This is a genomic window from Floridaenema aerugineum BLCC-F46 (assembly GCF_041929345.1).
GTDB lineage: Bacteria > Cyanobacteriota > Cyanobacteriia > Cyanobacteriales > Aerosakkonemataceae > Floridanema > Floridanema aerugineum.
The window spans coordinates 1-13235 of the sequence record NZ_JBHFNQ010000198.1; the positions used below are offsets into that span (position 1 = coordinate 1).

General features: G+C 40.4%; 10 protein-coding genes. 5 read left to right on the forward strand and 5 right to left on the reverse strand.

Annotation, left to right across the window (positions count from 1 at the left end):
* Positions 1-446 precede the first annotated feature (446 nt).
* The 3 genes from ACE1CC_RS25330 to ACE1CC_RS25340 all read left to right on the forward strand — a co-directional run bounded on the left by ACE1CC_RS25330 (position 447) and on the right by ACE1CC_RS25340 (position 2818).
* A complete protein-coding gene (locus tag ACE1CC_RS25330; protein ID WP_413273211.1) occupies positions 447-704 on the forward strand; it encodes a hypothetical protein in 258 nt (85 codons plus the stop codon).
* A 317-nt stretch (positions 705-1021) separates the two neighbouring features.
* Positions 1022-2074, forward strand: coding sequence for a fatty acid desaturase (locus ACE1CC_RS25335; RefSeq protein ID WP_413273212.1), 1053 nt, complete (start codon positions 1022-1024; stop codon positions 2072-2074).
* Between the two features lie 237 nt (positions 2075-2311).
* Positions 2312-2818, forward strand: a complete 507-nt coding sequence (locus ACE1CC_RS25340) for a hypothetical protein (RefSeq protein ID WP_413273213.1) — start codon at positions 2312-2314, stop codon at positions 2816-2818.
* On the opposite strand, the gene ACE1CC_RS25345 is transcribed toward ACE1CC_RS25340, so the two are convergent.
* Positions 2808-4034, reverse strand: a complete 1227-nt coding sequence (locus ACE1CC_RS25345; RefSeq protein WP_413273214.1) for a glycosyltransferase family 4 protein — start codon at positions 4032-4034, stop codon at positions 2808-2810. The two genes, ACE1CC_RS25340 and ACE1CC_RS25345, sit on opposite strands and share 11 nt — an antisense overlap.
* 173 nt (positions 4035-4207) lie before the next feature.
* Here ACE1CC_RS25345 and ACE1CC_RS25350 point away from each other — a divergent pair, with 173 nt between their 5' ends.
* Positions 4208-4966 (forward strand): hypothetical protein, encoded by a 759-nt coding sequence (locus tag ACE1CC_RS25350; RefSeq protein ID WP_413273215.1) that lies wholly within the window; start codon positions 4208-4210, stop codon positions 4964-4966.
* 74 nt (positions 4967-5040) lie between these two features.
* Here ACE1CC_RS25350 and ACE1CC_RS25355 read toward each other — a convergent pair whose 3' ends face one another.
* Both ACE1CC_RS25355 and ACE1CC_RS25360 read right to left on the reverse strand, forming a co-directional pair.
* The gene (locus ACE1CC_RS25355; protein ID WP_413273216.1) at positions 5041-5775 is read right to left on the reverse strand and encodes a ParB N-terminal domain-containing protein; all 735 of its coding nucleotides are present in this window, start codon (positions 5773-5775) and stop codon (positions 5041-5043) included.
* Positions 5775-7169, reverse strand: coding sequence for an AAA family ATPase (locus ACE1CC_RS25360; RefSeq protein WP_413273217.1), 1395 nt, complete (start codon positions 7167-7169; stop codon positions 5775-5777). The genes ACE1CC_RS25355 and ACE1CC_RS25360 overlap by 1 nt, the downstream gene beginning before the upstream one ends.
* A gap of 511 nt (positions 7170-7680) precedes the next feature.
* Here ACE1CC_RS25360 and ACE1CC_RS25365 point away from each other — a divergent pair.
* Positions 7681-8613 carry a ParA family protein gene (locus ACE1CC_RS25365; protein ID WP_413273218.1) on the forward strand — a complete coding sequence of 311 codons (933 nt, stop codon included), beginning with the start codon at positions 7681-7683 and terminating at the stop codon, positions 8611-8613.
* Positions 8614-8806: 193 nt separating this feature from the next.
* Here ACE1CC_RS25365 and ileS read toward each other — a convergent pair whose 3' ends face one another.
* Both ileS and ACE1CC_RS25375 read right to left on the reverse strand, forming a co-directional pair.
* Positions 8807-12172, reverse strand: coding sequence for an isoleucine--tRNA ligase (ileS, locus tag ACE1CC_RS25370; protein WP_413273219.1), 3366 nt, complete (start codon positions 12170-12172; stop codon positions 8807-8809).
* A 189-nt stretch (positions 12173-12361) separates the two neighbouring features.
* Positions 12362-13087 (reverse strand): Ycf66 family protein, encoded by a 726-nt coding sequence (locus ACE1CC_RS25375; protein WP_413273220.1) that lies wholly within the window; start codon positions 13085-13087, stop codon positions 12362-12364.
* Between the last annotated feature and the right edge of the window lie 148 nt (positions 13088-13235).

The following is a 13235-nucleotide window of genomic DNA, read 5'->3' on the forward strand; positions in this document are numbered from 1 at the left end:
GGGGTTAGGGGTTAGGGGGTAGGGGTTAGGGAGAGTTGAAAAGTAGTTAGTTAAATTATTTTCCCCCAACTCCCCAACTCCCCAAACCCCCCCCCCCCCCCCCCCCCCCCCCCACCCCCCCCCCCAAAAAAAAAAAACAAGAAAAAAAAAAGGAAATATTTTATTTTTTTTTTTTTTTTTTTTTTTGGGGGGGTTTTTGGTTGGGGGGGGGGGGGGGTGGGGGGGTTGGGGTAGTTGGGGAGTTGGGGGAAAATAATTTAACTAACTACTTTTCAACTCTCCCTAACCCCTACCCCCTAACCCCTAACCCCGTCCCAGTCCCCAGTCCCCAGTCCCCAGTCCCCGACTTTAAAAAAAATTAATTCTGGAAAAACTTAACTTTGCATAACTTTACAGGTTAAAATTACCGAATGGTGTGAGTAAGCAAATATAACTAAGCAAAGAAAATGTCAACTGGTTTATCTGCATCAACTATTCAACGTCCTGCGATCGCCGTTCAAGAAGCGAGCAATATGTCTGTAACACTCACTAATCAAGTCCGCTTGATGGAAAAGATGAAGTCCGTATATCAGGCAGATCAGCAACTTAAGCTTTTAAATCTGCAAGCCGAAGTCGAAACTTTGTTGCAACAGCTACAAAATCTCAAGCAACAGCGTTTAATAGAAGAAGATTCAGAAATCAGCAGTCAGGACGATCGAGGATAGAAGAAATTAGCACTATCCATCCTCTGCCGTTGATAAATGAGTACCCTAGCTTTGATTTTGGCTTAGGCTAAATTCTTTATGGGTAGTCAGCAGCCTCACCTTATGGTATAAAAAGAAAAGTTTCGCTACGAACACATCTGTTTTTCTACAGAAAACCCAGTATTGTTCTCCAGCCAGACTACTACTCAGATTTAGCAAAAAAAGGAAAATATCCGCCCATATTGCCTGTTAATGATTTAGTTCTAGTAGGCAGCTTTGCATTGCCTATTTTGCTACACACTGTACGGTTACGCAGGAAGTTTAAGTTAAGTTAATTCATGACTCTATCATTTGTAAAACCCCAAGATTCAGGAACGACCCTAGAAGTTTCCTCAAATTTCCGCCTCAGAGATATTTTGCGGACTTTACCAAAAGAGGTGTTTCTGAAAAATCGCCGGAAAGCTTGGACTTCGGTGGTAATTAATGTATTGCTGGTTTGTTTAGGCTATGCCAGCATTGCTTTTTCTCCTTGGTTTTTGTTACCATTCGCCTGGATTTTTACAGGAACGGCACTGACTGGTTTTTTTGTTATTGGTCATGACTGTGGTCATCGTTCATTTGCTAACCGTCGTTGGGTGAATGATTTGCTGGGTCATGCGATGATGTTGCCTTTGATTTATCCTTTCCATAGTTGGCGGCTTCTCCACAACCACCACCACGCCCATACAAATAAGATGGATGAGGATAATGCTTGGCAACCTTTGAAACCAGAGTTTTATGATAGTTTAAACTTGTTGGGACAATGGGTTTATCAATTAGTACGAGGTCGTTTTTGGTGGGTAGGATCGATCGGGCATTGGGCGCTTTTACACTTTAATTGGAACCGATTTGAAGGTAAAAAGCGGGAACAGGTAAGATTTTCGGTATTGTTGGTTTTGGGGTTTGCGGCGATCGTATTTCCCACTTTAATCGCGACAACTGGGATTTGGGGTTTTGTCAAGTTTTGGTTAATGCCTTGGATGGTTTACCATTTCTGGATGAGCACCTTTACTTTGGTACACCACACTTACGCTGATATTCCTTTTAAACCGGAAGCAGAATGGAATGAAGCAATGGCGCAGTTAGCGGGAAGCGTTCATTGCGACTATCCAAGTTGGGTAGAATTTCTCTGTCATGATATTAACGTCCACATTCCCCACCACGTTTCTACTGCTATTCCTTCCTATAACTTGCGCTTAGCACATCGCAGCATCAAGGAAAACTGGGGAGAGTATGTCCGGGAATACACTTTTTCTTGGTCATTGATGAAACAGATTACCGATGAATGTCACTTGTATGACCCGGAAAAATGCTACGAGTCTTTTGGGAATCATCATGCTAAAGAGAAATAATAAACAGGTCTGTTGTGACGACTTCAGTCGTTCTATTTAGCAAGGAAACGACTTTAGTCGTGACAACAGACCTGTACGACTTTAGTCGTGACAACAGACCTAATGGAAACTCAGCTGTTATGTCGGCTGAGTTTTTTACGATGTTTGTAAAATAGTATTTACGAGTAGCAACATTGCCTAATTAATCGCTAAACTACGCGAATAAGACTTGTAAAAGGTTTAAAATCCTCAGTTGGGATGATGAATATACCAAAGCATTCGAGCAAACTAGCTCTTGAGAGCAGAAAACTTAACTATCATGATGCTTATAGTTGTCCAGTCTGTCGCTATGGTCATATTTCGGTATTGACTCTCACGGAAGCTTTTGCTTGTGACTTTTGTCGCCATATTTTTACGGCGAATATAGAAGAACAAATACTGATTATGGCTGATAGTACGCCGCCGATGGCTTGGCGGTGGACTGGTCGAAATTGGAAGTTAGCACATCAAAAAGATTCGGAATTATCTTTTGTAGTTTGGCTGTTGGGAATGGCTTTGGTAATTTTCCCAACTTTAATTGTGGGAGTTTCTACTTATATTTTCCCACCGGAAGAAGGAAGTCAACACTCTTCTTTTCCTTTAATTTGGCTGGTTTTGACTTTTTTATCTCATTTAATTTTGGTACTTTGGCTGTTAGCAGAAAGTTACCAATTGCCGTTTTACACTTATTTAAAAGTCAAAATTCGCAATTGGCTTAATCGGTGATTACTTGTTCGTAAAGTTGTCCTGCACGTTCCCAGGTGTATTCTGTTTCTACCAAATATCGCCCATTTTTCGATAACTCTTGCCGCAATTCTGGATTTTCAAATAAGCGACTGATGGCGTTAATATATTCTGGGAGGCTATTAGCTCTTAATGCTCTTAATGGTACATTGGGAGTGTCAACGGCTAATCCTTCTAATCCGCGATCGCTACCTACTACCGGAGTTCCCGCTGCCATTGCTTCTAAGGTTTTATTTTTAATCCCATATCCCGCACGCAAAGGTACTACACAAACTGTACTTTCGTGAAGATATTCTACCATTGATGGTACTTTTCCCGTAACAATAACTCCTTTGGTTTCTGCGAGTGCTAAAACTTCCGGTGTGGGACGTGCGCCGACAATACTAAAACTAGTATCGGGGTAGGTTTTTTGCAGTTCTGGTAACACTTCTAAAGCAAAAAATCTCACTGCGTCGATGTTGTGGGAAGCATCCATTGCGCCGACAAATGCTAGTTTATGTCCTCCTGGATCGCTGGCACGATAAGGGAATAATTCCAAGTCTACACCGTTAGGAATTACAGGGATTTTAGCATCGGCACGATATTTGAGAAATTGTTGTTTGTCGTCTTCGGTGGTGACAACTAAGTAGTTAAATTTGGCGGAATAGCGTTTTTCATAGCGTTCTAAAAGTAGGTTGAGGTAAAGGCGATCGCGCAGCGCATTCGGTGAAGCACCCATATCTAAATGATCGCGTATCCAACCATAAACCGAACTGTGAATATCGACAATTGTTTTAACATTATTTTTAAACTCTGGACGCACATAAATTTCATTAACGCTATGTTCGCAGGTGATGACATCACATTTTCCCGATCGCACAAACTCATCTACCCAAGATTGAATTTCGGGAGAATAACGATATAAAACATTTGGTGGCGTTGCTTTAATTAAAGATTCCGAAAAGCGAGAAACTTTACCAAATAATCCTTTAATTCCACTTAATTGAATTGGTTCTGGTGGTAGGGTAAAAATAACTAATTCTTTCACCCATTGGCGCAGTTCTGCAACTTCGGTGTCAGTGACTCCTGAGTGGCGCTGAGTAACGAGGGTGATTTGATGACGTTGTTGCAGGTATTTGAGTAAGTTAAAAGTTCTAATTTCCGTTCCCCCGCGAGTTGGTGGGTAAGGGAAGGTGGAGGAAAGCATAAGGATGTTCATCGTACTTAGGTAAAAGAGGTGATTTAGTGCTAAGTTTGCCACTGGCGACTTGAGTTACCACTATGTTAATCTAGGTAGTCTAGATAATTTACTATCCGCATACAGAAACTAATTAATTTCTAAAAAATTAATGTTGGTTGGGATAAAGCAGGGAAATTTTAAGTGCTAATATAGTGAGAATTTTAGCTGTTTTACTTATGTATTACGGTGCATCCAGTAAACAAACATTATTAAAATTAAAATTTGAGTTGCGTTCTTTTTGCAGTTTGTATCCTCAATTGTTTTTTCCATTGCGATCGCTATTAGGCAAAGGAACGATACAAGAAGTACAAGAAAATACACAATTAGTTATAGAAGGATTTCCGCGTTCCGCCAATAGTTTTTGTGTAGCGGCAATTCAATCTGTACAGCCAGAGCCTTTAATAATAGCATCTCACCTACACGCAGCCGCACAAGTAATCCGCGCCGCTGATTTGTCGATTCCCACACTAGTACTAATTCGTCAACCAGCAGAGGCAATAATTTCCTTAAAGAGTTTAGAATTAGAAATAAGTTATCGATTTAATATGGATTATCCTTGTTGGGGAGCTTCTGTTAAAAGTTATTTAAAAGCTTGGGTAAATTTTTATTTAAAAATATTGCCTTATAACGAAAATTATGTAATTGGATTATTTGATGAAGTTACTAATGATTTCGGTGGAATTATAGAGCAAATTAATCAACGTTTTTATACAAATTTCGCTAAGTTCAAACATACAGATGCAAATGTTAAAAGAGTTCATGAATTGGTAGGGTTCCATTCTGGGCCATCGGAAAAGCGTGAGTATTTAAAAGATTTGTTCATCAAAGAGATAGAAGAAGATCATTTGATACCTCTGTTGTTGAAAGCAGAGGCTATTTACCAGGAATTTGAGATATTAGCGAAAAGATGAATTTCTTTCCTCCGTGAGTGGGTGGGTAGGGGAATGTGGAGGAAAGAAATTGAGGCAAGCTTTTATTTGCTTAATTAAGTGCGTGACCAAGTATCAATTATTTCCAGCATTTTTTTGATGCTTATGGCTTTCACATCTTTTTTCCCTCTTCTAATGTGTACTCGTTCTACTAAATCATTCAATGATTTAAAAGCTCCTTTTTCTCTTTCCTTTGCAATACCTTCTACAACTTGTTCGGCTTTTGAGCCACCAAAAGCGCTACTTAATCTAGAAACTAAGAGAGCTTTTTTATTCTTAACATTGTTAAACAGCTCTAATGGTTCAGGATTTTTTTCTATTCGCTCTGTTAATTCCTTCAATTGGAATTTTAGCTGTTGATTGTCTAAAGTTTTTTGCAGGATGTCATTAATCCTCTTTTCTAGCCTAGATTCCAGGTTGGTTAAGCGATTTTCAATTCTTTCTGTTGCAACAGATCCTCCATTGACAGGAGCAATAGATTTAGGTTTTCTCAGTAATTTGATTTGCTCTATTATAAACTCCTCTTTTTCGTCTTCAATAATGTAGGCACTGACCATTTCTCCTCTAGCTAAATCAATTTCTCTTGCCCTAGCAGCAGCGTAATATTCAAAGTGTCCGTCAATTACCTCATAAGATTCTAAACTTGTTCGGCGAACGATGATAGGGTTAATTATTCCTTCTGTTTCTACAATTAACTTAGCAACCTTTTCTATCTCGTCATCTGGAAAAGTTGAACGAGGAACGTTAGAGGTAATTTTCCTGACAGCTACAAGCGAAGTGGATAGTTTCATTAATTCATTCCTATTTTTTCCAAGACTTCCATAGCTAGTAATTCAAATTCTTGAGATGCAACTGAATCAGGTTTAAAATCAAGTACCGATATGGGATCAGGAATTTCTAAATCTCCTACAATCATAACTCTTTCAGCACATTTCGCTAGATCATCTCTCTCATAAATTACGGTGTCCAAAACAGGAATACCATATTTTTTATCTATCTTTTCTAGGCGATTTTTTAAAGTGTGCTGAATGAACTTACTGTTAGTAGATATTTTGCAAGCTACAACTCCAATTATTTCTAGTGTTGGTTTTCCTATTTGTTTTCTAAATACATCAACTTTTTTGACCAAATCTTTAACATTAACTAAGCCTTGATTCGCAAAAGGTTTTAAATCGGAAGGAATGATTAGATAATCAGCTGTAATCAAAGCTATTCTTGCATACAAGTTCAAAGAAGGAGGTGTATCAATAATAACAATATCATATAGTTCTTTTACTGCCTCTAACTTTTGACCAAGCATCCATTTACAGTAATCTATTTGGGTTAACAGATGTTCTTCATTCATCAAACTTATATGAGAAGGAACAACGCTAATTTCAGGATTAGTAAATTGGGACTTTTTAGCAACTTGTTGGATTGGATATAATTCCTCAGAGCGCAATACATGAAGAATATTGCAATCTTTAATATCATCCATTTCTTCATCATCAAATTTAATTAATCCTGTAGCAAATGTTGTATTGGCTTGGCTATCCATATCTATAACAAGGACTCGCTTACCTTTCTTGCTCAATGCTGCTGCCAGATTGACTACAGTTGTGGTTTTACCGACTCCGCCTTTATTGTGATAAACTGCGATCGCTTTCATTGTATCTTTCCTCCTAGTTTCAAGATTAGGTTTAGAGATTTGAACAGTAGGTTTTATTTGTTCATCTTGAGATTTGATTATCACAGAAGGAACTTCCGTAGGTTTTTCTTTCAGGCTACCTCTGCCAATTAGAGATTTAATCTCATCTATGTGACTATCAAGTGCTTCGCCGGAACATTGATAAATCAACTGGATATCATCGTTGAATCTTTCATAAATTCTAATTTCTTTGGCATTTGTCAGTAGCGCATATCTGAGATTCAAACTGATTAAGTATCGCTTGAGTCTGGGAATATGCTTATCTAATTTTTGCTGTGGATGTTTGGCTTCCATCACTACGCCTAATGGCGAGTCGGCATCCAAGACAAAGGGGATTTTTTGGATGGCAAAAGCTAAAAAATCTAGACGAATTCTGCCGAAAGCGACTTCTTGATGCCAAGTGTCGGGAGTGTAGCCTAACTTAGGTAACAAATAATTGACGATAAGCTTACTTTCAACTTCGCTTTCGTTGCGGCAAAGTTGAGGATTAAAAGTCAAAATTTTTTCCTCTCTAGTGCAGCATTTATCAGAGATAAGCTGACTTTGATTCTATTGTCGATCAGAGTGTGGTCAGTTGATTCGGGGAAATTACTGATTTTGCGATCGCACCCATCACTACAAATTCCCAGCGAGATCCCCGATGAAAGCAGAAGTTGTCGGGGATCTGTCTTGATCTGTCTACCCTGCCCCCCTGCTTGCCTTAACTAGCAGCTTAGATGAATAACAACTGCTTATCTGTTGGGGAAAGAAAAGCTGCTTTACCAAGTGGCGAAAAATTTGCCAAGATTGTAGAGCTTATTGGCTAAAATAATCCAGTTGCCTAAAAGTTAAGGTTTATGGGAAAATCATCATCCGTTGACTCATCTATCTCTAAGGGGAAAGTTTCACCAGTTAACGCCCTTTTGCGCGACAAACATATTAAATTTATTCATGCGTCTTGATCGATGTGTTATCTAGGTATCTAAACACAGGTTGAAAACAGGGCGAAATTTTGGAGAGGACTTAAGGAATGGGTTTAATAATTGCAACTGCTAATATGAAAGGCGGCGTGGGTAAAACAACCCTCACTGTAAATTTAGCTGCTTCTTTAGTAAAAGATTTCGGTAAAAAAGTTTTGGTGGTAGATTTGGATAACCAAATTAGTGCCACTTTGAGTTTAATGTCTCCTCAAGACTTTTCTAAGCGGCGACGTGATAAACGAACATTAAGACATTTAGTAAATAGAGCAATTAAACCGGATATTAAGCTAACAATACCGATCGCAGATGTAATTAATCCATACATTTGCTCAATCAAAGGATTGGATTTACTACCGGGTGACTTGGATTTATATGATGAATTTTTAGTATCGGAAATGCTTTATGAAAAAGCAGTTCGTGCAGGTAGCAGTAACTTTGAGCAAATTTGGATTGACTTTGAAAGAGACTTGGTAAGAAATATTCTCACCCCTGTAGTTAAAGATTATGATTTCATCATTCTTGACTGCGCCCCAGGTTACAATCTTTTGACTCGTAGCGGTTTACTTGCCAGCGATTTCTACATTTTACCAGCTAAACCCGAACCTTTATCTGTAATTGGTATTCAGCTACTAGAAAGACGCATTGCTCAACAAAAAGAAGTTCACAGAAATGAACCTGATGTGAGAATTCAAATGTTGGGAATTGTCTTTACTATGTCCGCTAATTTATTAACAGGCAGATACTACAATCAAGTAATGCGAAGAGTTAATGAAGATTACAGTGCTACTAAATTGTTTAAAACTCGCATTCCTGTTGATGTGAATGTTTCTAAAGCAGTTGATACTTTTATGCCTGTGGTTTTGTGTAATCCCCAATCACCAGGAGGGAAAGCTTTTACTCAATTAACTCAAGAATTTCTCCAAAAAATTACGGTTGTTACTAATACGAAACAGAATCCGGCGAAAATTGATTTTGATGAGTAAGGGAGTGGGGATATTAAATCCAATTTTTCACCTCTATACGTAGGGTGCGAAGCGTGCTAACGTAACGCACCATTCTATCCTACGTATAGGAGAAGAGGTGATTTAAACATTGGGAAACTGAAAACAGGAAAAATGAATTTTCATCCTCAAATTATTTCCCAGTCCCCAGTCCCCAATCCCCAGTCCCCTTTTACTAAAACTTCCCTTGTAATGCAGGGACGCAACGTTCACAAAGTAGGGGATCTGAAAGAGATTTGCCTACATTGATGGAGTAGTTCCAACAACGATCGCACTTTTCTCCATCCGCCTTAACTATCCCAATTCCCAGCTTTTCTGTCTGCAATTTATATTGCAAATCTGCTAAAGCTTCCGGTGAATCTAGCAATTCCACTTGGGAAGAAATGAACAGATAACGCAGTTCATCTACTCCTTTAAGAATTCCTGGATCTTGGGGAAGAGTCTCAACTTCTAAAGTAATTGCTTCTGGTTCATTAGCTTCGGGTAAAAGTTTTTGTTCGCTAATTTCCGCTGTTTTACCCAGAATTTCTTCTTGGTAAGTGCTAATTTCTGCAAACAATTTTTCGCGGTCTTCTGCTAATAGTAAATACCTTCTGGCATACCACAGTGAGTAGAAAATTCCCACTATTTTGAAAAATGGTTCTAGTAGCGGAACTCGGTTAATTACGCCTAAAGTTCCCCCAATTACATAGACAGTGAGAATTGCCACCACAATTAAACCAACCGTGATTAAAGGTTGATTGTAATTGCGGAAAAAATCTCCGAAATTAACATTTAATTCTTGCAAAACAGGGGACTTTTTAGTACTAACAATTGCCCCCGGTGGCCTGTATGGTTCAACATCAATTAGATTGGTTTCTGCTGGTGATTCAGGTATATATTCGACAATTTCCGGGTTTAATTCCGCCAATTGTTCGCGCAGTTTTTCATCAGCAACATAAAGCAAAACTTTCGCTTCTAAAGAAGAACCGATCGTCTTTTCACTTCGCGCCTGTTCCATGACTTTATTTACTTCTTGGCGCAGTTGTCTTAATTGTTGCCATTTTGCTGCTAATTGGGGATTTTTCCAGCGTTCATCTATTTTTACCCAACCTGCTTCAAACACAGATTTGTCAGAAGTTGAGTAAGGGATAAATTGCCAAATATCTTCGGCTGTGTGGCATAATACGGGTGCGATCGCTTTAGCTAAATTTTCTAGTGCGATCGCTAAAACCGTTTGACAGCTGCGACGACGATAAGCATCAGGCGCACTAATATACAACCGATCCTTCGCCACATCCAAATAGAAATTAGACAAATCAACCACACAGAAATTTTGCACCGTTTGGAAAAATCGGAAAAATTGGAAACTCTCAAAAGCAGCTTCCACCTCACCGAAAACCTCCGTCATTCGATGCAACATATAACGGTCTAATTCCGGCAATTCTTCAAAAGGAACCGCATCTTTTTCCGGGTCAAAATCATGCAAATTCCCCAACAAAAACCGCGCCGTATTGCGGATTTTATTGCGGATATCGCCCATTTGTTTCAACAGATTTTTCCCCAAAGGCACATCAGTAGAATAATCTACCGACGACACCCACAAGCGCAAAACATCAGCACCATAAGGCGGTTCGTCTTTTTGATTTTTCCCACCTTCAATGACAATAGTTGGATCGACAACATTCCCCAAAGACTTACTCATTTTCCGGTTCTGTTCATCCAACACAAAACCATGAGTTAAAACAGTTTTATAGGGAGCACAACCATTACTCGCCACACTAGTTAATAAACTAGATTGAAACCAACCTCGATGTTGATCGGACCCTTCCAAATAAATCTCTGCTGGATAATGTAATTCCGGGCGTTGATTTGCCACAGCTGCCCAAGAAGAACCAGAATCAAACCACACATCCATTGTGTCAGTTCCCTTGCGGTACTTCTTGCCATTCTTGCGGAATTTTTCCGGCAAAAGTTCCTCAACAGAAAGTTCCCACCAAGCATCAGAACCTTTTTCGGCGACAATACTTTGAACGTGAGAAATCGTCTCTTCAGTTAACAGCGGTTCCCCGGTTTTTTCATCATAAAAAACCGGAATTGGTACGCCCCAACTGCGCTGACGAGAGATACACCAATCAGAACGTTCCGCTACCATTGGCGTAATCCGATTTTCCCCTTGGGCGGGAATCCATTTCACTTCCGAAATTGCCTTTAACGCAGCTTCGCGGAAACCAGCAACCGAAGCAAACCATTGTTCAGTCGCCCGATAAATCGTTGGTTTTTTCGTCCGCCAATCATAAGGATATTTGTGTCGATAAGGTTCTTCCTTCAGCAACACATTTTCCTTCGCCAACGCTTCCACAACAGCGGCGTTACCCTTATCGAGAACATTTAAACCTGCAAATTGTCCTGCTTCTTCGGTGAAATTTCCATCAGCATCGACGGGAGAAAACGCAGGTAAATTGTAACGTTTGCCGACTTGAAAATCCTCATCCCCATGTCCGGGTGCGGTATGAACTAAACCAGTACCCGAATCAGTGGTAATGTAATCGCCACCGATGACGATGGGACTGATGCGATCGAAAAGTGGATGCTTATAAGTACAATTTTCAAAAGACCGACCCACGCCAACAGCGCGAACCGTCAACTTCACCCCAAAAGTAGTAGCTAACCGTTCCACCAAATCATTAGCAACGATTAAATACTTAAACTTGCAGAGTTTTGCGCCTTTTTTGTCAAGTTCTACCACAGCGTAAAGCAAATCAGGATTCACTGCCACTGCCATATTCGCCGGAATAGTCCAAGGCGTAGTCGTCCAAACCGCAACTCCCAACTGGGGCAAATAAGGTGCTAGTGCTTCCTGCAACTCATCTGCTACGCTGACCACAGGGAAAGCAGCGTAAAGACTGCGGGAAACGTGAGTCGGATTGCCCTTTTCATCTTCAGGATATTCCAATTCCGCCTCTGCCAAAGCAGTTTTAGAACTCGGACTCCAGTGAACAGGTTTTAAACCCCGATAAATGTAACCTTTCAAAACCATTTGCCCGAAAACGCCGATTTGCGCCGCTTCGTATTCTGGTTTTAGAGTTAGATAAGGATTTTCCCAATCTCCCCAAACACCGTAACGCATAAAGCTGCGCCGTTGTTCGTCAACAGTTTTCAGGGCGAACTCTTTTGCCTTTTGGCGAAGTTCCAGAGGCGTGAGGTTTTTCCGTTCCTCTGGTTTCATTTGCTGCAAAACTTTTAATTCAATGGGCAAACCATGACAATCCCAACCAGGAACATAGCGCACCTTGCGCCCTTTAAGTAACTGGTAACGATTAATAATATCCTTGAGAATCTTATTCAGGGCATGACCAATGTGCAGCGAACCATTGGCATAAGGTGGCCCATCGTGCAATACAAATATATCGCCCGGATTGTTTTGGGACAATCTTTCGTAAATCTGATTTTCGGCCCAAAACTTCTGGATTTCTGGTTCCCGCTTGATAGCGTTCGCACGCATATCGAAGTCAGTTTTGGGCAAATTAACGGTGTCTTTGTAGCTTTTAGTTTCTGTCACGGTCGGAATGCCGGAAAAACAATTATGAAATGAAATGAGTCAATTTTTGGAACTACATTTTCCCAATGTATCAAAATTGGGAAAAAGAAAGGCAGAAGGCAGAAGGCAGAAGGATTTTTCAAGGCAGAAGGTAAAAGGGAAAAATTCTCCTTGTCCCCTTGTCCCCTTGTCCCCTTGTCCCCTTGTCCTTTAACTCCCCGACTTTTCAATCTTGTCAAAGGGACTTGGAGGTGAACTAGGCAGATTTTTCGCCTCTGCATCTTCCACAGCTTCTTCCACCAGTTTAGGGTCTGGAGGGTTGGGGCGGACTAGTTCCGGTGTTTCGCTTGAAGTTGTCTCTACATTTAGTGTGACATCAAGTTCCGGTTGTGGGTTTGCTGGGGTAATTTCGGTGATTGTCACCTCAGCTTTAGGAGGAGTTGTTACTCCGGCTGCGGAACTTGCAGCGGGAGGGGTAACAGTTGGTTTAACTTTGGGTGGTTTTGCGGTTTTCGGTTTTCCGCCCGCAAATAAACCGATGAGTTTTTGGGGTAGTTGGGAAACTCCTTGTGGTAAGGATACCTTAGAAGCTTGAGATTTGAGGTTTTCGGTGAGGTGTTTTGCCTCAGATAACACTTTTTCGGTTGCTTCTTCGGTACTGGGTAACTCGGTTTGTTGTGCTTTAGGGGTTAATTCTCTGCGTAATGTCAGGGTTTGCCAACCAAACCAACCTAATAAGGCAACGCTAGCAACTTGTCCTAGCAGAACTCCACCTGTAATTCTGCCAGCACAAATCCACAAAACTAAAGCATAAAACAATCCGACTCCACTCCAATAAAAATCGCTCTTACGGTGGATTTCTGGTAGGAAAAATGCGGCAAGGTAGATACCAAGACTACCTGTACCGACGACTAATGCCAAGATGTATGCGAGCATAAAACTCCCATCTAGTTAAACGGCTTATACCCGCTAATTTTACCTTTTCGATCGCAGTCTTAATTTCTTCTTCCAGGACAACACAGAAAGTTACCGCTAACCTGAAGGAGACAACTTTCGTAACAACAGCAGAATTAAGTAAAAAGTC